We start from the raw sequence: 19517 nt of genomic DNA, 5'->3' as shown, positions 1-19517 counted from the left end.
GCTTGTCAGGCCGATAGCAGCCGGTCCAGCAAGCGATCCGCTGCTTCCGGAATGACGGTGCCCGGCGGGAAGATTTCCGCCGCACCTGCTTGCAGCACCGCGTCATAGTCCTGTGGCGGGATGACGCCGCCGGCGACGATCAGCATATCGCCGTGGCCGAGCTTTTTCAGCGCGTCGCGCAGCTCGGGAATGAGCGTCAGGTGCCCCGCCGCCAATGACGAGGCACCGATGACATGGACGTCCTGCGCGACCGCCAGCCTGGCGATTTCGTCCGGTGTCTGGAACATTGCTCCGACGGTGACGTCGAAGCCGAGATCGGCGAAGGCCGTGGCGATGACTTTCTGGCCACGGTCGTGGCCGTCCTGTCCCATCTTGGCAACGAGAATGCGCGGTTTGCCGCCGGATTTCCTCTCAAAGGCTTCGAGCTTGTCCTGCAGTCCGTCGACCACGGAATTGTCGCCGAGTGCCTTTCGATAGACGCCGGAAATGGTCTGAACCGTCGCGACATGGCGACCAAAGGTTCTTTCCAACGCGAACGAGATCTCGCCGACCGTGGCATTGGCGCGCGCGGCGCGGATGGCGAACTCCAGCAGGTTTTCATTGCCTTGCGCGGCACGGGTCAGCGCATCGAGCGCGCTCTCGACCGCGCCGACATCGCGTGTGCCTTTCAGGCTTTGCAGCTTCGACAATTGCCGCGCCCTGACTTCGGCATTGTCGATCTTCAGCACGTCGACCTCGATGTCGGTCCCGGGACGATGCGCATTGACGCCGACCAGCATCTGCTCGCCGGAATCGATCCGCGCCTGCGTGCGGGCAGCGGCTTCCTCGATGCGCAGCTTGGGAATGCCTTGTTCGGTCGCGGCGGCCATGCCGCCGAGAGCCTCGATCTCCTCGATATGGGCAAGCGCGCGCGCCGCCAGGTCATGCGTCAGCCGCTCGAGATAGGCCGAACCGCCCCACGGGTCGATGATGCGCGTGGTGCCGGATTCCTTCTGCAGGATCAACTGCGTGTTGCGGGCGATGCGCGCCGAATGGTCGGTCGGCAGCGCCATCGCCTCGTCGAAGGAATTGGTGTGCAGCGACTGCGTGTGGCCCTGCGTCGCCGCCATCGCCTCGATCATGGTGCGGATGATGTTGTTGTAGGGGTCCTGCGCCGTCAGCGACCAGCCCGAGGTCTGGCAATGGGTGCGCAGCGACAGCGAGCGCTCGTCCTTGGGCGAAAAATTCTTTTTCATCAGGGTCGCCCACAACAGGCGCGCGGCTCTCAGTTTGGCGACTTCCATGAAGAAGTTCATGCCGATCGCCCAGAAGAAGGACAGGCGCGGCGCGAAGCGGTCGATATCGAGGCCCGCCGCAACGCCGGCGCGAGCATATTCGATGCCGTCGGCGATCGTATAGGCGAGCTCCAGGTCGGCCGTCGCGCCGGCCTCCTGCATGTGGTAGCCGGAGATCGATATCGAATTGAACTTCGGCATGTTCTTCGACGTGTAGGAGAAGATGTCCGAGACGATCCGCATCGAGGGCTTCGGCGGATAGATGTACGTGTTGCGGACCATGAACTCCTTCAGAATGTCGTTCTGAATGGTCCCGGCGAGATCCTGCTGCGCAACGCCCTGTTCTTCCGCCGCGACGATGTAAAGCGCCATGATCGGCAGCACCGCCCCGTTCATCGTCATCGAGACCGTCATGTCGCCGAGCGGAATGCCGTCGAACAACTGCCGCATGTCGAGGATGGAATCGATGGCGACGCCCGCCATGCCGACGTCGCCGGCGACGCGCGGATGGTCGCTGTCATAGCCGCGATGCGTGGCGAGATCGAAGGCGACCGACAGCCCCTTCTGGCCCGCGGCAAGATTGCGCCGGTAGAAAGCGTTGGACTCCTCGGCCGTCGAGAAGCCGGCATATTGCCGGATCGTCCAGGGCTGCTGGACATACATGGTCGGGTACGGGCCGCGCACGAAAGGCGGCAGGCCCGGATAGGTGTCGAGATACGGCAACCCCTTGAGGTCGCTTTGATTGTAAAGATGCTTGGCGACAAGCCCTTCCGGCGTCGTCCGCTGGCCTTTGACCTCGACGGAAGTGCGGCGTGGCGGCACCCAGCCGATCTGGCTGAAATCAGGGATCAAGAGGCGGCTCCGATCGATTGGTCGATGCGGACCGGAAACAGGGGTTCGCAGACGGCAACGCCATCGGTGAAGGCAGGCCGCGGTTCCGCTGCCAGCGTCTCGACCGGGCGTTCGCTCTTCGACGGGTAGAGCGTGGTGCCGATGATGGTCCGCTCGCCAGCCAGGTAGGTTGCGTGGCGCCGCGCCGCCGCGGCGTGAACGCGCTTCTGGATGTGTCCGTCGCGAAGGCTGGACAAGACGCCGCCCTCGGCCTCGATTGTCTGCAATTCCGCCCAGGCCATCTCGCACAGTTCCGCGGTCAGCGATTCGACCGCGCCGGACCCATAGGCAGGATCGGCGACATGATCGATATGGCTTTCATGGGCCATGATCAGCTGCGCATTGCGGGCAACGCGACGCGCAAAATCCGCCGGCAAGCCATGTGCGATCGTATGCGGCAGGATGGAGATCGAATCGGCGCCGCCAGATGCCGCGGCAAAGCAGGCAATTGTGGTGCGCAGAATGTTGGTCTCCGGGTCCATGGCCGTCATCATGCGAAACGACGTCTCGGCATGGATATTGGCCGTGGTATTGGGGATCGAGCAGGCCTCCTGCAGCCGTGCCCAGAGCCTGCGCAGCGCCCTGACCTTGGCTACCGACAGGAACTGGTCCTGGTCGACGCTGAGCGCGAAGCCGATATGCGGTGCGGCATAGACGAGCGGCTGCCGTGCCGTCTCGAACATTCTGAGATAGGAGACAGCCGAGGCCAGCATGATGCCAAGCTCCTGCGCTTCCGTGGCGCCGGCGTTGTGGAACACACGCCCGTCCGCCTCCAGCAGCACGCCCGGAACGCCCATCGAGAAGAAATGCGCCAACGACTGCGGCATCGACGCCTGCAGTGCCTCGATCGACATGCGCAGCCGGCCGGTTCCGGCGAAGATCGCCGCCGGATCGATGCCGAAGGAGAGGTTGAGCTTCGCCGGGTCCGAACGGCGCTTGCTCAGGAACGCCACCAGCCAGTCAGCCACGGCGCGGCTCCAGGGATGGGCGTCGATACGGACCTGGATACGGTTGAGCGGCACACCGTCCAGCACCGTCTCCAGCGCCTGCGCCGTCCTCGGCAGGCCGTAGCCGAACGCGTTTGGCGCTCCTTCGAAGACAAGCGACAATCCCGTCGCGCCTTGCGCCACGTCCTCTAGGGCCTGGGCCCTGGCGCGGTCGATATCTGGATCATCGATGCGCTGGCTGACGATCCAGGGCGATTTCGGGTTTGCGCGCACCGTCGGTTCGGCTGCGATGCTGCGCTCGTAAAGCGGTTCGATTCGGATGTTGTCGTCGGTATGGGAGACCAGCTTTTCCTCGAAGGATGCGCCGGCCAACGCCTTTTCCGCCAGGGCCAGCCATCGCTGGCGCTCGGCATTCTCTGGTTCAACGTCCTGGATCAAGGCTCCGGCGCCCATCCGTCTTCCTCGTTTCATGCGACCGCACCAGCCTGGAGCAGTTCAGTCTACGGTTCCCGGTCCGATATCGCAATGCAATGCGCTTTCAGGGTCGGAATTCAATCCATCAGATATAGGTAGCCTGCATGGACGAACCATGAACGATTGCCAAACACCGGCAAAATCCGCAAGTTCCAAAAAACCGATTTTGACGATTGGCCCGATCTGAACGATTGGCCCCGTTTTGGACGATTGGCCCCGTTTTGGACAATTGCATTGTCGCTGTGCAACGGCCTCACTATACCTGCGGCAAGGCCACTGGCTTTAAACACATCAGTTTGCGGAGACCGGACATATGGCTGACGAAACCAGTATTTTCATCGGCGCCAGCCGCAAGCCGGACGACAGCTATCAGCGTGCCGAGCACCTGTTGCTGCAATATGGCAATCGTCACGGACTGGTGACCGGCGCCACCGGCACCGGCAAGACCGTCAGCTTGCAGATTCTGGCCGAAGGTTTTTCCAACGCCGGCGTGCCGGTGTTCTGCGCCGACATCAAGGGCGATCTGTCCGGCATCGCCATGATGGGCACGGCGCAGGATTTCCTGGTCAAGCGGGCCGAACAGGTCAAGCTCGACCCCTACGACTTCCAGGAATTCCCGGTCATCTTCTGGGATCTGTTCGGCGAGCAGGGCCATCCGATCCGCGCCACCGTTTCCGAAATGGGACCGTTGCTTTTGTCGCGTCTGATGAACCTGACCGAGGCCCAGGAAGGGATCATGAACATCGCCTTCCGCCTGGCGGACGAGGAAGGCCTGCTGCTGCTCGACATGAAGGACCTGCAGGCGCTGCTGTCCAACATCGCCGAGCGCGCCGACGAGTTGGGCTCGCGCTATGGCAATGTGACGAAACCGTCCGTGGGAGCCATCCAGCGCACGCTGCTGGTTTTGGAGCAGCAAGGTGCGGCGCATTTCTTCGGCGAGCCGGCGCTGCGCATCGCCGACATCATGCGCACCACCCGTGACGGGCGAGGCGCCATCAGCGTGCTTGCCGCCGACAAGCTGATGATGAATCCGCGGCTCTACGCGACCTTCCTGTTGTGGCTTATGTCGGAGCTGTTCGAGGTGCTGCCGGAAGTCGGCGATCCCGACAAGCCGAAGCTGGTGTTCTTCTTCGATGAGGCGCATCTGCTGTTCGAGGACGCGCCGAAGGTGCTGATCGACCGCGTCGAGCAGGTTGTCCGCCTGATCCGTTCAAAGGGCGTCGGCGTCTATTTCGTCACGCAAAACCCGCTGGATGTTCCCGAAACCGTTCTCGCCCAGCTCGGCAACCGGGTGCAGCACGCGTTGCGCGCCTATACGCCGCGCGAGCAGAAGGCGGTGAAGACCGCGGCCGAAACCTTCAGGCCGAATCCCGACTTCGATTGCGCCACCGCCATCACCCAGCTGGGCACCGGTGAGGCACTGGTCTCCACGCTCGAAACCAAGGGTGTGCCGTCCATGGTGCAGCGGACGCTGATCCGCCCGCCATCCTCGCGCCTCGGGCCGATCACGCCTGACGAGCGCCGCAAGCTGATCCAGGAAAGCCCGGTCGCCGGCCAGTACGATCAGGTCGTCGATCGCGAATCGGCTTTCGAGATGCTGCAGAAAAAGGCCAGGGAGGCGCAGGACGCCGAAGAACAGGCGCAGCAGGCGGGCAGTGGCGGCTCGCGCTGGACCATTCCCGGCTTCGGCAATGACGATCCGGCACCGCAACCAGGTGGCAGGCGTGCGCCGGCACCGCGCCCGTCCAATCGCCAGACGGTGGCCGAGGCGGCGATCAAGTCGGTGGTTCGATCGGTCGGCTCGTCGGTCGGCCGCGCCATCGTGCGCGGTATTCTCGGCAGTCTGTCGAGAGGGCGGTAAGGCTGGAGGCAGCGGCGCTGCCGCGGCCTCGCAGATCAGAAGATCGAGTTGGTGACCTCGTTCAACGGCCCGAGCAGGATCGATCCGTCCGGCACGCCGGCGTCGATCGGGATAGCCCGGCGATTGGCCGTCGCCGCCACCATCGGCTGATTGATATCGGCGGTAACGATGACCGGGCTTTTCGAGGGCACCCGATCATAGAGATCGATGATGTCCTGGTTCATGAAGCGAACACAGCCCGACGAGACCGACTTGCCGATCGACTGCCATTCCGGCGAACCGTGCAAGCGGTAGAGCGTGTCCACATTGCCCTGGAACAAATAGAGAGCGCGCGCGCCGAGGGGGTTCTTCAGTCCGCCGGGCATGCCGCCATTGTCGGCGCTGTATGGCTTCAGTTCCGGCTGCCGGGCGACCATTTCATCCGGCGGCGTCCACTTCGGCCACTTCTGCTTCCACTGGACGACGGCGTCGCCGGACCATTCGAAGCCGGCGCGGCCGAGGCCGACGCCGTAGCGGATGGCCTGGCCGCCCTGGCGCACGAGATAGAGGTGGTGCCCCGTCGTATCGACGACGAGGGTGCCGGGCTTCTGGCCCGTCGGATCGGGAACGATCTGGCGCAGGAACTGCGGATCGATCTTCTCGAACGGTATGGCCGGAAGGTCGAAGCCGCCATCGCTGACGGCCGCGTACATGGTCGCATAGTCGGGCAGGGGCGGCTCGACATAGGTTGGCGGCGGCGGCTCGACCGGTTCCGGTCCGGTGGTGGCACACGCGGAAACCGCAATCGAAGCGGCGCCCAATGCAGCGGCGTTGAGAAAGCCGCGACGGCTCAGGCGATAGGATTCGATTTCGGTTATGGACATGGTTGCCTTCTTTAGGTCTCAAATCGCAACAAAGCGTGAAACGCCGACCGCCGCGTGGATGTCTGACAACACCCGGCGCGATAGGCGGTTCCGATTCTGGCTCGAACGTGGACAAACAAAGGCGAAGCTGTGACTGCGCGGCCACTGTGGCGCCAGAGACACAGGTGCAGCCTAGCTGCCGGGCACCAGTGCTTCGAGCGACGGCAGGATCAGGGCCGGGGGGAAGTCCCGGTACTCTTCTGGCTGGTTGGCACGGTTGATCCAGACCGTGCGGAAGCCGAATTTGGTCGCACCGGCAATGTCCCAGCGATTGGAGGACTGGAAGGAAACCGCACTGGGGTAGAGGCGCCACCCAGTTGTGGCCATGTCGTAGACCGCCGGATCGGTCTTGAAGCGCCGCACCGTATCGACGGAATAGATGTCGTCCAGAACCTGGTCGAGCGCGGCGGATTTGACCGCTGCCTGCAGCATTTCGGGCGAACCGTTGGACAGGATCGCCAGTTTCGCTCCCGAAGCCTTGAGCGCCTTGAGCACAGCTGGCACTTCCGGATAGCAATCCAGCCGCCAATATGCGTCCAGCAATTTCGCCTTGAGGCCGGGATCGGCCGAGGGCACCTTGCGCAAGGCGAAATCGAGCGCCTGTTCGGTCAGTTGCCAGAAATCGGCATAGGCGCCCATCAGCGTGCGCACCCACGAATATTCGAGCTGTTTGGCGCGCCAGATTTCGGACAGCAATTGGCCGTCCGGCCCGATCTGATCGGCATGACGGCGCACGGCGGCATGCACGTCGAACAACGTGCCATAGGCGTCGAAAACATAGGCGGCGTATTGCATGGCAACAGTTTTGAGGCGAGGCGCAACAAGGTGCAAGCTTTGATTGCACCGCACTCGCCGCTGGCCTCAACAAAACTCCTCGATGCCGGTTGACGGCGCCCGCCAAAGCATCTTCCAATGCCGTGACACGAGATCGATTGAAACGGGACAACGCGATGACACTGGCGGCTGCGGCACTATCCGCGACATGGACTTTCGTCGATGGTGACTGGCACGAGGGCAATGTCGCCATTTTGGGGCCGCGCAGCCACGCCATGTGGCTTGGCACCAGCGTGTTCGACGGCGGCCGCTGGTTCGAAGGCGTCGCACCCGACCTCGCTCTTCATGCCGCCAGGGTGAATTCTTCGGCGATTGCGCTCGGCCTCAAGCCGTCGATGACCGCCGACAAGATCGTCGGGCTGACCTGGGACGGGTTGAAGAAGTTCGACGGCAAGACCGCCGTCTACATCAGGCCGATGTATTGGGCCGAGCATGGCGGCTATATGGGCGTGCCGGCCGATCCCGCGTCGACCCGTTTTTGCCTTTGCCTCTATGAATCGCCGATGATCCCGCCGACCGGTTTTTCGGTGACCGTGTCGCCGTTCCGGCGCCCGACCATCGAAACCATGCCGACCAACGCCAAGGCCGGCTGCCTTTACCCCAACAACGGCCGCGCCATTCTCGAAGCCAAGATGCGCGGGTTCGACAACGCGCTGGTGCTCGACATGCTGGGCAACGTCGCCGAGACCGGAACGTCGAACATCTTCCTGGTCAAGGATGGCCATGTGATGACGCCCGCGCCAAACGGCACTTTCCTGTCCGGCATCACCCGCTCGCGCACCATGACGCTGCTGGGTGAGTATGGCTTCAAAACCACCGAAAAGACGCTGTCGATACGGGATTTCCTCGAAGCGGACGAGATCTTTTCGACCGGAAACCATTCCAAGGTGGTGCCGATCACGCGCATCGAGGATCGCAATCTGCAACCAGGGCCGGTGGCCAAGAAGGCACGCGAGCTCTATTGGGATTGGGCGCATTCGACGTCGGCCGGCTGACGCGCCCCCCATTGGCCTTTTGTCGCTGCAAGGGTCGTTGCCGGAAAACCGTGTGACAGTTTTCCGCAACCCGCTTAGAAAGGGAACTGGCGCTTCATTCCGGAGTTGTTCCAGCTCAATCCAGACCTATCTTAATCCGGTATCGACACCGGATTTTCCACGAGGGAGTACTACCCATGGCTTTTGAATTGCCCGCTCTGCCTTACGACTATGAGGCCTTGCAGCCTTACATGTCGAAAGAGACGCTGGAATATCACCACGACAAGCACCACAAGGCCTATGTCGACAACGGCAACAAGCTGGCCGCCGAGGCTGGCTTGGGCGATCTGTCGGTCGAAGAGGTGGTCAAGCAGTCGTTCGGCAAGAATGCCGGCCTCTTCAACAACGCTGCCCAGCACTACAACCACATCCATTTCTGGAAGTGGATGAAGAAGGGCGGCGGCGGCAACAAGTTGCCGGGCGCCCTGCAGAAGGCGTTCGACAGCGATCTCGGCGGCTACGACAAGTTCAAGGCCGATTTCATCGCCGCCGGCACGACGCAGTTCGGCTCCGGCTGGGCCTGGGTCTCGGTCAAGGATGGCAAGCTGGCGATCTCGAAGACGCCGAATGGCGAGAACCCGCTCGTCCATGGCGCGTCGCCGATCCTTGGCGTCGACGTCTGGGAGCACTCCTATTACATCGACTATCGCAACGCCCGGCCGAAATATCTCGAGGCTTTCGTCGACAGCCTGATCAACTGGGATCACGTTCTCGAATTGTACGAAAAGGCCTGATGCATGTCGCCCAAAAGTGCGCAGCAGTTTTGGGACGACGACATGCACGAAAACAAAGACTCAAACCGCGTCGTTCGAGTCCGTTTGGACACGACGCGTTTGATGTCCTGATCGATCTGCAGAAAGCCCCGGCATCCCCGGGGTTTTTTCTTATTCCGCGTCGGGGCCTCGTACCGGTGAAAGTCCGGAAAATTCTTCCGGGGAGAAAGGAATATTCCCCCCGCCGCATCCGTTAACGTCCAGTCCCGAAATGCGTTCATCCCCCAAATGCCTTCATCCCCCCAAATGCCTTCATGGAGCCAAATGAATGAGAAAGCTTGTCATCGCCATCTCAATGCTCGCACTCGCTGGTTCGGCGGCTTTTGCCGACCCTATCCTCGATCGGCAGGCTCTGATGAAGGAGCGTGGAAAGATCGTCGGCGGCCTGTCGAAAGCGGTCAAGGGCGAGGACCCCTTTGATGCCGCCGCTGTGCTCACCGCTCTGCAGGCATTGCAGGCGAATGCCGAGAAAATCGACGTCGACGCGTTGTTCCCGGCGGGCAGCGACACGGGCGATACCACGGCGTCGCCGAAGATCTGGGAAGACATGGCCGGCTTCAAGGCGGCCAACGCCAAATATCTCGCCGACGTCAAGGCAGCGACTGCTGCCGCTCCCGCGGACATCGATACGTTGAAGACGCAATTTGGCGCCATCGCGTCCAATTGCGGCACCTGCCACCAGACCTACCGGGTGAAGAAAGGCTGATAGCGGGCAATGCCTTGGCTGAAAAAACTCGTCGTCGCCCTCGTCGTTCTGGGCGGCGTCGGCGCGGTTGCCGGGTGGGTCCTGTCAGCGCCGGTAAAGCTCGACAGTGAAACCCTGGCCAAGCTCGGCCCTGGCGACGCGGCCAGGGGCAAGCGTATTTTCTATGCCGGCGGCTGCACCTCCTGCCATGCAAAGCCGGGTTCGCAGGGCGAGGCGCGGCTCGCGCTTGTCGGCGGCCTCCAGCTCAAGACGCCGTTCGGTACCTTCGTGCCGCCCAACATTTCGCAAGACCCCAAGGACGGCATTGGCGCATGGTCGGTCGAGGACCTCGCCAACGCCATGCTGAAGGGGGTGTCGCCCTCCGGCGAGCATTTTTATCCTGCATTTCCCTATGCGTCCTACGCACGCATGAAACCGGCCGACATTGCCGATCTCTATGCCTTCCTGAAGACGCTGCCGGCCGTCGCCGGCAAGGCGCCTGGCAATTCACTGACGTTCCCGTTCAACATCCGCCGCGGCATCGGTCTTTGGAAACTGCTCTATCTCAGCGATCAGCCGGTTGTGTCGCTCGCCGAAGGGACGGCTGACCCGGTGATCGCCGGCCGCTATCTGGTCGAAGGTCCGGGTCACTGCGGCGAATGCCACACGCCGCGCGACTTTGCGGGAGGTGCCAAGAAGAGCGTGTGGCTGGCGGGTGCCGTGGCCGCCGAAGGCAGCGGCATCGTGCCGAACATCACATCGGGCGAGGGCGGCCTTGGCAACTGGTCTGAAGCCGACATCGCCAATTACCTCGAAACCGGCTTCACGCCCGATTTCGATTCCGTCGGCGGCGCGATGGTCGACGTGCAGAGGAACATGGCCGAACTGACAGCAGGGGATCGCGCGGCGATCGCGGCCTATCTCAAGGCGGTACCGCCGCATCCAAACGGCTATCCGGCGCGCAAGAAGACGGCGAACTAGTCAGGCGAGACGCGCTCTAGTTGTCGGATGGCGGATGGCGGTCGCCCAGGAAGTCGAATCCCGTCTCGAAGAAATGGTTGTAGTCGCAGGTCAGCTCTTCGCCGGGTGCGATGTCGCGCAGCGCAAAGGTCTCCTCGGGTGAGGAGATGTCGCAATTCGGCTCGTCGGCGTGGTTCATGTAGCGGGCATCGTCGGCTTCGAACACGATGTAGTTCGGGTCACGGCGGTCGGGATAGGAGTAACGGTCGAGATAGCTCTTCACCGGTCCGGTCTCGCCCTCATAGGTCTCGACATTGATGAGCCGGTCGAACCTTGGATCCAGCTTCCAGATCAGCGTGCCGCGGGGAATGTAGTTCTTGGCAAAGACGCCGATGCCCTGGATGGGCGATTTGTCGAGATAGACGTCGACGAGCAGCATAGTGGACCTTTACGCGATTGGGGCTGTGGTGGCCTCTCAGAAGCCGCGCACTGGGTAGCGCGCAGCCATTGCAATTGCGAGCGGAAAATCCACTTCACATAGCTAGAACAGAAGCGTCGGAAGGGACCATGCGCAAATCAAAAAGTGATGATCGTGGGCGACCGGCGGCGCAGTGCCGACACTCGCTTCGGGTCAGCGCTGCTGCAATGCCAGTCGGACGCCCAAAGCACAGTAGATGCCGCCGACAATTTTGCCTTGCCACTTGAGCACCCTCGGATTTCGGCGCAGGAAAGTGCCAAGCCGACCGGCGCTCACGGCAAAGACGACGGTACTGAGAAGACCCAGCATGACGAAGATGACCCCTAGTATGGTCAACTGAAGCATCACCGACCCGATTTCAGGCCGCACGAACTGAGGCAGGAATGCAAGGAAGAAAAGCGCGGTCTTGGGGTTGAGCACTTCGGTCAGGATAGCCTGTCGAAACGCCTTGCCGGCGGAGATGGCAAGCGCGCCGGCAGCCGGGTTGGCCGGTGTTTTTTCGATGATGGCGCGAATACCGAGATAAACCAGGTAGGCGGCGCCGATGTACTTTACGATGCTGAACAGCGCCGCCGAAGTGGCGATGATCGCCGATATGCCGACCATGGTCATGACGGTGTGAACCACGTCGCCGGCCGCGATCCCGGCACCAGTCGCAATGCCCACCTTCGTCCCGGAACTCGTTGCCCGCGCGACGGTAAGGAGGGTGGCTGGGCCTGGAATGAAGACAAAACCGAGCACAACCGCGATGTAGGCTGTCAATGTTGACAGATCGATCATTGGCTGACGTCTCCTGTAAGCTGCGCCCTGCCCATCACCTTCAGCGCGAAGGAATAAGTATAAGCAATCTCCTCCAGTCGCGAAAACCGGCCGGAAGCACCGGCGTGGCCGGAATCCATGTTGATCTTGAACAGCACGGGATTGTCGCCGCTCTTGCGGTCGCGCAGGCGTGCCACCCATTTGGCCGGTTCCCAATAGGTGACGCGAGGATCGGTGAGACCGGCCAGCGCCAGGATCGGCGGATAGTCGAGCGCGGCGACATTGTCATAGGGCGAATAGGCGGCGATGGTTCGATAATCGTCGGCGGACGCGATCGGGTTGCCCCATTCCGGCCATTCCGGCGGCGTCAGCGGCAGGCTGGCGTCGAGCATGGTGGTGAGCACATCGACGAAGGGCACCTCGGCGACGATGCCGCCAAAACACTCCGGCGCCATGTTGGCGATGGCGCCCATCAGCATACCGCCGGCCGAGCCGCCTTGCGCGACGATGCGGTCATGCGCCGTGTAGCGCTCGGCAACAAGGTGGCGCGCACAGGCGATGAAATCCGTGAACGTGTTCATCTTGTGCGCCCGCTTGCCGTCATCGTACCAGCCATAGCCCTTGTCCTTGCCGCCGCGGACATGAGCGATGGCAAAGACAAAACCGCGGTCGACCAATGAGAACCAGTTGGTGTTGAATGCGGCCGGCACCGTGATGCCATAGGAGCCGTAGCCGTAAAGCAGGCAAGGTGCGGATCCATCCAGCGGCGTGTCACGGTGGTGCAGGAGCGAGATCGGCACCAGTTCGCCGTCGGCAGCGGGCGCCATCAGCCGCCTGGTGACGTAGTGACCCGCGTCATGGCCCGAGGGCACTTCCTGGGTCTTGAGCAGCACCCGCTCGCGGGTGCGCATATTGTAGTCGAACACCTGGGCCGGCGTCGTCATCGACGAGTAGGAAAAGCGCATGATCTCGGTGTCGTACTCATAGGAGCCCGACAAGCCGAGCGAGAAGGCCTCTTCGTCGAGGGACAAAAGATGCTCCTCGCCGCTGCTGCGGTCGCGCACGATGATGCGAGGCAGGCCTTCCTTGCGTTCGAGCCGGACCAGATGGTCCCTGAAGCCGATCACCGACAGGATCAGCCGGCCAGGTTCATGCGGCACCAGTTCCTGCCAGTTGGCGCGCACCGGATCGTTCGCCGGCGCGGTCATGATCTTGAAATCCTTGGCGCCGTCGGCATTGGTCAGGATGAAGAAGATGTCGCCGCCTTCTTCCAGATCATACTGAAGGCCAATCTCGCGCGGCGAGACCAGTTTCGGTTCGGCAAATGGATCGCTGGCGCGCATCAGGCGATATTCCGAAGTTTCGTGATCGTTGATGCCGATCATGATCCATTCGTTGTTGCGGGTGCCGCCGACATCCATGAAGAAGCCGGGATCGGTTTCCTCATAGATCAGCCGATCACTTTCCGGACTTTGCCCAAGCGCATGGAACAGCACCTTGGACGGGCGGTGGTTGGGATCGAGACGGGTGTAGAAGAAGCCGTCATCGCCGGCGTTCCAGACGCCCGACCCGCCGGTGTCGGAGATCTGGTCGGCGAGCTCCTTGCCATCGTCGAGGTCGCGCACGCGAAGCGTGTAGAATTCGGAACCCTTGTCGTCGAATGCCCACAGGAGCTTGCGATGGTCGGCCGAATGATCGACGCCGCCAAGACGGAAATAGGCCTTGCCCGCTGCCTCCGCGTCACCGTCGAGCAGGATATGCTCGGCGCCGCCGTCGCGCGGCATGCGGAAATAACGCGGCTGCTCGCCGCCAAGCTTGAAGGACGAGCCATAGGCAAAGGGTCCATCCTTCATCGGCACGGAGGAATCGTCTTCCTTGATGCGGCCCTTCATTTCCTTGAAAAGCTGCTTACGCAACTCGGCCGTGTCGGCCATCAGCTTCGACTGATAGGCATTCTCGGCCTCGAGCTCTGCGCGAATCCCCGCATCGAGCAATGACGGGTCCCGGAACATCTCTTGCCAGTTGTCGGCCCGCAGCCACGCATAGTCGTCGGTTCGCGTGATGCCGTGATGCGTGTCGGAAACCGGCCGTTTCTCGGGCGTTGGCGGGCTGACGTGCGGAAAGGCTGAAGTCTTGGTCATTGCGTCTCACTTTGCCGGTATCCTTGAGTGGCCAGTATCTTGAATGGGCCAGTATCTTGAATGGGCCGGTATCTTGAATGGGGAAGTATCTTGAATGGCGAATGAACATGCCGATCAGGGCGGGTTCAAGAGCCGCAGCTCAAGGGATGTGGCGGCTCCAGGAGATGAGCCGGGAGGAGAGATGATGAATATGTATTCTCGGACTGGTGCGGCTTTCGCCGTTGCTTCGCTAACTCTGGCTTTTATCGGCCAGTCTCATGCGACCGTATTCGCGGCTTGGCAAGTGGCCAATGTGCCGTTCGGCGACACGCTCAATGTGCGCAAATACCCTTCAGGCACATCCCAGAAGCAGGCCGCATACCCGAACGGGACCGTTCTGCAGATGACCGGACGATGCACCGGCGGGATAAACCTGCTCGACATCGCCAATCAGCCGGCCTGGAAGCAGGAACAGACGGTTCGCTATCGCTGGTGCGAAGTCTGGCATGACCCGGCCCAAAACGGCAACTTCGTCACCGGCTGGGCTTATGGCAAGTACATCGCGCCGCATTGATCGACCTGGCAGCGATTGATCCCGAACCGGCCGGATGACGGGCATGCCGCCTGATTGCTTGGGGGGCAACCTGTGGTTTTGTGGATAGATGCAAGCAACCAAGCTTGCCCGTGCGGCGGCCAAGCAAAATTAAGCATTGAAACCTGCTTTGTGAGTTATCGCGAATGTAACGGTTAACTGACGCTGCGTCAGCCTTTGCTGGTTGGCGGGCGAAATATCGAAAAATTACACAACGCACGAAAGATTGAAGCTGATCCGGGAATAATTGATCAACATCGTTCAATATAGCGCAAGGTCGAATTGACTTACTTGGGTCGCAGGCTCATTGATGTGCCCGCGACACGAATCGCAGAAGCTCTACCTGCACAAAATTTCGTGCTATGCCCTGCCTGTAAAAAAGGGCGCACACCGACGTAACTCTTGTTGGGGCCTGATAACCATGGATATTGTCGAAACACCTTCCAGAAACAGCGACGCGCTGATCGAGTTGACCGCCGATGTGGTGGCCGCCTATGTCAGCAACAATCCCGTGCCGGTCGGCGAATTGCCGAACCTGATAGCCGATGTCCATGCCGCGCTCGGGCGCGTGGGCGGCACCGCCGAACTACCGCCTGCCGACAAGCAGAAGCCGGCGGTCAACCCGAAGCGCTCGGTTCATGACGACTACATCGTTTGCCTCGAAGACGGCAAGAAGTTCAAGTCGCTGAAGCGCCACCTGATGACCCACTATGACCTGACGCCCGACCAGTATCGCGAAAAGTGGAACCTCGACCCGACCTATCCGATGGTTGCTCCTAACTATGCCGCTGCGCGGTCCCAGCTCGCCAAGAAGATGGGTCTCGGCCGCAAGCGCAAGGCGCGTTGATAGCCGCTCGCCAGATCGTTCGATATCAGCGGCGCCTTCGGGCGCCGTTTTATTTTGCGGTGCAGGATCGTTGGTCGACCGACGGTCGTCAGGCGGTCTGCTTCAGCGCCGCCTCGGCATCGCGCTTGATGCGCTTGACCATCGAGCGAAGGCCGTTGGCGCGCTGCGGCGAAAGATGTTCGTCGAGGCCGAGCTCTTTCAATGTCGCTTCCGCATCGGTCTTCTGGATCTCGCTGGCGGTCCTGCCGGAAAACAGCGCCAGCATGATCGCGACCAGCCCGCGCACGATATGGGCGTCCGAATCGCCGGTGAAGGTGATGACCGGATCGGCTCCCGGCCCCTGTTCGGTGGTCAGCCAGACCTGGCTGACGCAGCCTGGCACCTTGTTGACCGCGTTGCGCTCATCGTCCGGAAATGGCGGCAGCGCCTCGCCGAGCTCGATGACGTAGCGATAGCGGTCTTCCCATTCCTCGAGGAACGAAAAATCGTCGCGGATCGTCTGGATCGTGGTCGTCATGGCCCGGATATAATCACGCGGTGGCGCCGCGTCACGGAAAAAACAAGGACACCGCGGGCGTCGAGAGGCAGACAGCCCGCGGTGCGCCGTCGAGACGGCTTAATTCTGCGCCGGCAGTGTGACTGTCTCGGGCAAGACGATTTCCTCCGGCACGCTGCCGGTCATCGTCGATGTGTCGGGTCCCGCGGCGGACTTGTCGTCGAGCATCGCTGCCGCGATCTTGGCAGTCTCCTTAGCGCGGGCGGTGATGGTGTGCATCGCCGATTTGCCGGTTTCGCAGACATCGGGCTTGCGTTCGCAAATGCCGGCGATGTCGCCTACCGCCTCGCGCGCCGCAAACAGGGCCTGGATCGGCCCGACGCTTTCGCGGCCCGATTCGTCGGGGCCGACGCCCAGCGGCAGCGCCAGCAGCACCAGCGAGAACCAGAAAGCCATTCTTATCAGGAAGACCATTTCCCTAACCCTCTCGTCGTAACCGGATCATGCATCCATATGGCATGACCTCTTTTATGGCTGGATGTTGGCACACAGGCGCAAAGGACGGCTTGCGGGTTCGCCGAAAATTTTCCTCAAATTTTAGGCAAATTCGAAACGAACCATTGTGAAATCAGTTTGTTTCAAATCCGAACGATTTCCCTTAATGCCAGATAACCATCTATCTGGCTGCTTTTATTGCATTTTTTCTGAAATCCGGGAGTCCTGGCGCCCCGTGCATGCAGCCGAGAGGCGCCAGCGTGGGATAACCCTCCGTTTACTATGGCTGCATTTGCCCGGGCTTTCGGCTGCCGGCATCCCGATATTTGCCGCAGGCCGGGTCCTGGTCGGCCCTGCCTTATCCATTCCTTAAACGCTGGATGCGACTTTCGGAGCCAACCAAAACAATCTGCAAAGCAGAGCTGTCCACGACGAGTACGGGTGCGTTGAGTTGAGTTCGATCAAGGCCAGATCCGTTGAATTGCCTGGCGCGATGGCCGCTGGTTGCGAACGTATGGTCCATCCGTCCATCCTTGGGCGAAGCGACCGCGACCGCCAGCGCCGCTTCATCGGCGTCATGTTGGCGGCTCCTTTCTTTGCCGCCGGTACCGCGGTCACGCTGGTCACTTCGGGCATGGGCGCCGCCGTCACCGTGGCCGCCATCTTCGCGGCCTTTGGTCTGTGCTGGTTTGTCGCTTTGCTGGTGGCGGCGACCGGCAAGATGGCTATCGCCGCTCAGGTTGCGCTGGCGATGGCGGGCATTGCTCTCGGCAGTCTCATCGCCGCTGCCGGCGGGCTGAGCTCGCCTGTCGCCATGCTTGTCGTGGCGCTGCCGTTCGAAGCCTGGTGGATCGGCGCCTCGCGGCGTGCGGCATTCTGGGGAGCCGTGTCGGCAGCTGTCGCCATCCTGGCTCAGCCTCTGGCTGGAATTCTGCTCCCATTTGCCGGAACTCAGATTGCCGCGTGGCACTGGCTGGTACCATTGGCCTGGGCGCTCACCCTGATCCCGCGCGCGTCGGCGTTTCAAAACACGACCGGTGCGGCCGATGTCGTCGACACCGCCGACCGGCTCGAAGACATCATCGATGCGGTGGTCCTGCGCATTGCTCGCCATGGCGAAGTTCTGGACGCTTCGCCCAAGGCGCGCACGCATTTGAAGCTGCCGCCTGAACTGCTTTCCGGAAACGGCCTTTTTGATCGCATTCATCTGTCGGATCGCGTCACCTATCTCAGCGCGTTGGCCGACATGCGCGATGGCGCGCTGTCGCGCCGGCTCGAATTGCGCATCAGGCTGCCTCAGAACGGCAACGGCCTGACAGCCGACAATTATCGGCCGTTCTCGCTCGACCTGGTACGGAGTGAGGAACAGGGCGACGTCTTCACGCTTGTCCTGCGCGAGAATGACGAGATTGCCCGGCTGCGCGAAGATCTCGCGGCGGCCAATGAGGCGGCCGCGTCCGCCGAGGTGGCCAAGGGACGCTTCCTGGCGGTAGTCAGCCATGAACTGCGCACCCCGCTGAATGCCATCATCGGCTTCTCGGACATGCTGCTGCACGAGATGTTCGGCGCTTTCAAGAATCCGCGCCAGAAGGAATATGTCGGCCTGGTGAGAGATTCGGGCCAGCATCTGCTTGCCGTCGTGACCTCGATACTCGACGTGTCCAGGATCGAGTCGGGCGTCTATGCGACCGAACCTGAGCCGTTCCGGTTCATGGAAGCGGTCGACATGTGCCAGTCCATGCTGCGGCTGCAGGCGCAGGCGAAGAACATCGATCTGCAGGCGCAGATCGCACCCGACGCCGGCGACATCAATGCCGATCGGCGTGCCGTGCAGCAGATGCTCATCAACTTGGTCTCCAATGCGATCAAGTTCACCCCCGATGGCGGCGATGTCGTCGTCGGCGCCAAGCGGATCGGTTCGCGCCTGCATTTCTGGGTCAGGGATACCGGCATCGGCATCGCCGAGGAGGATTTTGCCAATCTCGGCAAGCCCTTCATGCAGATCCAGAACGACTATACCCGCCGTTTCGAGGGGACGGGTCTCGGCCTTTCGCTGGTCAAGGGACTGGTCGCGCTGCACGACGGCACGATGTCCATCGAAAGCATGCCGGGCGAGGGCACCACGGTGACCATCAGCCTGCCGGTGAACGGACCGAAGGTACATCAGGCGGAGAAGGCCGGCGTGCTGACGATGCCGATGGCCATGGGGAAAGGGGACAGAAATGGCTCGCTCCGCAAGACAGCCTAAGGCGGTCAAGCGCCGCAGCAGTGCCTTTCAGGACGGTGCCGTCGCCGTTGGCGGCATGATCTCGCGCAATCCCGTCCTTGTCGGCGGGTCGACGGCATTCCTGGTGACGCTGTTCTACGTTTCCGCCAATGCTTTGTGGTACCAGCCTTTCCCGCACGCCGGCGCGTTCTTCGCGACCCGCAGCATCCAGGGCTTTCCGCGCACGGCGTCCGACGAGCCGGAGACGACGTTCAACATCGTGCGTCCATCCGGCACGCCGGCGCCGATCAAGGGCGATCCGGTGGTCGAACAGGTGCAAGGCATACTGAAGGATCTCGATTTCTACTCCGGAACGGTCGATGGCATTTCCGGGCCCAACACGCGCAAGGCCATCCAGGCCTACCAGCAGAAGGTCGGGCTCAACGCGTCCGGCGAGATCGACGCGCTTCTGCTGGATCAACTGGGCGCATCGCCGAAAACAGCGGCCGTCATACCGAAACCGCAGCCGCGCCCGGATATGCCGGCCGCCGTTCCGGTGTCTTTGCAGACGAATTCCGGGCAGACGAATGCCGACCAGACGAATGCCGCGGCGCAGGGACCCGATGCCCGCATCGTCAAGATCCAGGCCGGGCTCAAGGCGTTCGGCAATGACGACATGCAGCTGGACGGCGTCGTCGGTACGCGTACCAAGGCGGCGATCAAGGAATTCCAGTCGCTGTTCGGGCTGCCGCAGACGGGCGAGCCCGATGAGATCGTCTACGTCAAGATGCGCGAGATCGGCCTGACCAACTGACGGCTGAAATGGCTCGCCGAGCGGCGGAAATATCGATAGATAGCCCGCACGCTTAAAGCGCGTCGCGCCCGAAAC

At 61.9% G+C, this 19517-nt stretch carries 18 protein-coding genes; 9 read left to right on the top strand and 9 right to left on the bottom strand.

Translation table 11 applies throughout. The annotated features are described in order from the left end of the window. Nucleotides 1-5: 5 nt before the first annotated feature. Both scpA and AC1RZR_RS27495 read right to left on the bottom strand, forming a co-directional pair. Complete coding sequence (gene scpA, locus AC1RZR_RS27500; protein WP_481826584.1) at nt 6-2126, bottom strand: methylmalonyl-CoA mutase; 2121 nt, start codon at nt 2124-2126, stop codon at nt 6-8. Then, entirely contained in the window at nt 2123-3565 is a 1443-nt protein-coding gene (locus tag AC1RZR_RS27495; RefSeq protein WP_481826583.1) for a methylmalonyl-CoA mutase subunit beta, read from the bottom strand. Before AC1RZR_RS27495 ends, scpA begins: the two co-directional genes overlap by 4 nt. A gap of 334 nt (nt 3566-3899) precedes the next feature. Here AC1RZR_RS27495 and AC1RZR_RS27490 point away from each other — a divergent pair, with 334 nt between their 5' ends. Continuing rightward, nucleotides 3900-5447: a helicase HerA-like C-terminal domain-containing protein gene (locus AC1RZR_RS27490; RefSeq protein WP_477275972.1), complete on the top strand. Its 1548-nt coding sequence runs from the start codon at nt 3900-3902 to the stop codon at nt 5445-5447. A gap of 35 nt (nt 5448-5482) precedes the next feature. Here AC1RZR_RS27490 and AC1RZR_RS27485 read toward each other — a convergent pair whose 3' ends face one another. Further along, the gene (locus tag AC1RZR_RS27485; protein ID WP_477275974.1) at nt 5483-6310 is read right to left on the bottom strand and encodes a L,D-transpeptidase; all 828 of its coding nucleotides are present in this window, start codon (nt 6308-6310) and stop codon (nt 5483-5485) included. Between the two features lie 171 nt (nt 6311-6481). After that, the gene (locus AC1RZR_RS27480; protein WP_379105973.1) at nt 6482-7144 is read right to left on the bottom strand and encodes a haloacid dehalogenase type II; all 663 of its coding nucleotides are present in this window, start codon (nt 7142-7144) and stop codon (nt 6482-6484) included. 155 nt (nt 7145-7299) lie between these two features. On the opposite strand from AC1RZR_RS27480, the gene AC1RZR_RS27475 reads away from it, so the two are divergent. The 4 genes from AC1RZR_RS27475 (at nt 7300) to AC1RZR_RS27460 (ending at nt 10656) form a co-directional block, all read left to right on the top strand. Continuing rightward, on the top strand, nt 7300-8178 hold the full coding sequence (locus AC1RZR_RS27475) for a branched-chain amino acid aminotransferase (RefSeq protein WP_477276621.1): 879 nt from the start codon (nt 7300-7302) through the stop codon (nt 8176-8178). Nucleotides 8179-8354: 176 nt separating this feature from the next. Then, nucleotides 8355-8951, top strand: coding sequence for a superoxide dismutase (locus AC1RZR_RS27470; protein ID WP_056563640.1), 597 nt, complete (start codon nt 8355-8357; stop codon nt 8949-8951). Between the two features lie 307 nt (nt 8952-9258). Beyond that, nucleotides 9259-9696, top strand: coding sequence for a c-type cytochrome (locus tag AC1RZR_RS27465; protein WP_481826582.1), 438 nt, complete (start codon nt 9259-9261; stop codon nt 9694-9696). Between the two features lie 9 nt (nt 9697-9705). After that, nucleotides 9706-10656 carry a cytochrome c gene (locus AC1RZR_RS27460; protein ID WP_477275979.1) on the top strand — a complete coding sequence of 317 codons (951 nt, stop codon included), beginning with the start codon at nt 9706-9708 and terminating at the stop codon, nt 10654-10656. Nucleotides 10657-10672: 16 nt separating this feature from the next. On the opposite strand, the gene AC1RZR_RS27455 is transcribed toward AC1RZR_RS27460, so the two are convergent. From AC1RZR_RS27455 to AC1RZR_RS27445, 3 genes are all read right to left on the bottom strand, one after another. Then, on the bottom strand, nt 10673-11074 hold the full coding sequence (locus AC1RZR_RS27455; RefSeq protein WP_477275981.1) for an SET domain-containing protein: 402 nt from the start codon (nt 11072-11074) through the stop codon (nt 10673-10675). A gap of 192 nt (nt 11075-11266) precedes the next feature. Further along, complete coding sequence (locus AC1RZR_RS27450) at nt 11267-11893, bottom strand: LysE family translocator (protein WP_481826581.1); 627 nt, start codon at nt 11891-11893, stop codon at nt 11267-11269. Next, nucleotides 11890-14013: a S9 family peptidase gene (locus AC1RZR_RS27445; RefSeq protein WP_481826580.1), complete on the bottom strand. Its 2124-nt coding sequence runs from the start codon at nt 14011-14013 to the stop codon at nt 11890-11892. The genes AC1RZR_RS27450 and AC1RZR_RS27445 overlap by 4 nt, the downstream gene beginning before the upstream one ends. Nucleotides 14014-14194: 181 nt before the next feature. On the opposite strand from AC1RZR_RS27445, the gene AC1RZR_RS27440 reads away from it, so the two are divergent. Together AC1RZR_RS27440 and AC1RZR_RS27435 are read left to right on the top strand one after the other, a co-directional pair. Continuing rightward, complete coding sequence (locus AC1RZR_RS27440) at nt 14195-14566, top strand: SH3 domain-containing protein (protein ID WP_477276623.1); 372 nt, start codon at nt 14195-14197, stop codon at nt 14564-14566. A gap of 439 nt (nt 14567-15005) precedes the next feature. Then, the gene (locus AC1RZR_RS27435; RefSeq protein ID WP_379105985.1) at nt 15006-15431 is read left to right on the top strand and encodes a Ros/MucR family transcriptional regulator; all 426 of its coding nucleotides are present in this window, start codon (nt 15006-15008) and stop codon (nt 15429-15431) included. A gap of 88 nt (nt 15432-15519) precedes the next feature. Here AC1RZR_RS27435 and AC1RZR_RS27430 read toward each other — a convergent pair whose 3' ends face one another. Both AC1RZR_RS27430 and AC1RZR_RS27425 read right to left on the bottom strand, forming a co-directional pair. Next, complete coding sequence (locus AC1RZR_RS27430; RefSeq protein ID WP_477275987.1) at nt 15520-15948, bottom strand: SufE family protein; 429 nt, start codon at nt 15946-15948, stop codon at nt 15520-15522. A 99-nt stretch (nt 15949-16047) separates the two neighbouring features. Next, nucleotides 16048-16401: a DUF5330 domain-containing protein gene (locus AC1RZR_RS27425; RefSeq protein ID WP_477275989.1), complete on the bottom strand. Its 354-nt coding sequence runs from the start codon at nt 16399-16401 to the stop codon at nt 16048-16050. A 535-nt stretch (nt 16402-16936) separates the two neighbouring features. Between AC1RZR_RS27425 and AC1RZR_RS27420 the strand changes: the two genes are divergently transcribed. Next, entirely contained in the window at nt 16937-18670 is a 1734-nt protein-coding gene (locus tag AC1RZR_RS27420) for a PAS domain-containing sensor histidine kinase (RefSeq protein ID WP_481826579.1), read from the top strand. Continuing rightward, nucleotides 18645-19442 carry a peptidoglycan-binding domain-containing protein gene (locus AC1RZR_RS27415; protein WP_481826578.1) on the top strand — a complete coding sequence of 266 codons (798 nt, stop codon included), beginning with the start codon at nt 18645-18647 and terminating at the stop codon, nt 19440-19442. Before AC1RZR_RS27420 ends, AC1RZR_RS27415 begins: the two co-directional genes overlap by 26 nt. Nucleotides 19443-19517 lie beyond the last annotated feature (75 nt).

The sequence above is a fragment of the Mesorhizobium bavaricum genome (assembly GCF_056781655.1).
Note: the sequence above shows the minus strand (reverse complement) of the source record. Positions and strands in the feature narration are given on the sequence as shown.

What these genes read in the sequence shown, in the direction of transcription:
- AC1RZR_RS27495 (WP_481826583.1), bottom strand. Translation starts at nt 3,565, where the DNA reads ATGGGCGCCGGAGCCTTGATCCAGGACGTTGAACCAGAGAATGCCGAG.
- AC1RZR_RS27490 (WP_477275972.1), top strand. Translation starts at nt 3,900, where the DNA reads ATGGCTGACGAAACCAGTATTTTCATCGGCGCCAGCCGCAAGCCGGAC.
- AC1RZR_RS27485 (WP_477275974.1), bottom strand. Translation starts at nt 6,310, where the DNA reads ATGTCCATAACCGAAATCGAATCCTATCGCCTGAGCCGTCGCGGCTTT.
- AC1RZR_RS27480 (WP_379105973.1), bottom strand. Translation starts at nt 7,144, where the DNA reads ATGCAATACGCCGCCTATGTTTTCGACGCCTATGGCACGTTGTTCGAC.
- AC1RZR_RS27475 (WP_477276621.1), top strand. Translation starts at nt 7,300, where the DNA reads ATGACACTGGCGGCTGCGGCACTATCCGCGACATGGACTTTCGTCGAT.
- AC1RZR_RS27470 (WP_056563640.1), top strand. Translation starts at nt 8,355, where the DNA reads ATGGCTTTTGAATTGCCCGCTCTGCCTTACGACTATGAGGCCTTGCAG.
- AC1RZR_RS27465 (WP_481826582.1), top strand. Translation starts at nt 9,259, where the DNA reads ATGAGAAAGCTTGTCATCGCCATCTCAATGCTCGCACTCGCTGGTTCG.
- AC1RZR_RS27460 (WP_477275979.1), top strand. Translation starts at nt 9,706, where the DNA reads ATGCCTTGGCTGAAAAAACTCGTCGTCGCCCTCGTCGTTCTGGGCGGC.
- AC1RZR_RS27455 (WP_477275981.1), bottom strand. Translation starts at nt 11,074, where the DNA reads ATGCTGCTCGTCGACGTCTATCTCGACAAATCGCCCATCCAGGGCATC.
- AC1RZR_RS27450 (WP_481826581.1), bottom strand. Translation starts at nt 11,893, where the DNA reads ATGATCGATCTGTCAACATTGACAGCCTACATCGCGGTTGTGCTCGGT.
- AC1RZR_RS27445 (WP_481826580.1), bottom strand. Translation starts at nt 14,013, where the DNA reads ATGACCAAGACTTCAGCCTTTCCGCACGTCAGCCCGCCAACGCCCGAG.
- AC1RZR_RS27440 (WP_477276623.1), top strand. Translation starts at nt 14,195, where the DNA reads ATGATGAATATGTATTCTCGGACTGGTGCGGCTTTCGCCGTTGCTTCG.
- AC1RZR_RS27435 (WP_379105985.1), top strand. Translation starts at nt 15,006, where the DNA reads ATGGATATTGTCGAAACACCTTCCAGAAACAGCGACGCGCTGATCGAG.
- AC1RZR_RS27430 (WP_477275987.1), bottom strand. Translation starts at nt 15,948, where the DNA reads ATGACGACCACGATCCAGACGATCCGCGACGATTTTTCGTTCCTCGAG.
- AC1RZR_RS27425 (WP_477275989.1), bottom strand. Translation starts at nt 16,401, where the DNA reads ATGGTCTTCCTGATAAGAATGGCTTTCTGGTTCTCGCTGGTGCTGCTG.
- AC1RZR_RS27420 (WP_481826579.1), top strand. Translation starts at nt 16,937, where the DNA reads ATGGTCCATCCGTCCATCCTTGGGCGAAGCGACCGCGACCGCCAGCGC.
- AC1RZR_RS27415 (WP_481826578.1), top strand. Translation starts at nt 18,645, where the DNA reads ATGGCTCGCTCCGCAAGACAGCCTAAGGCGGTCAAGCGCCGCAGCAGT.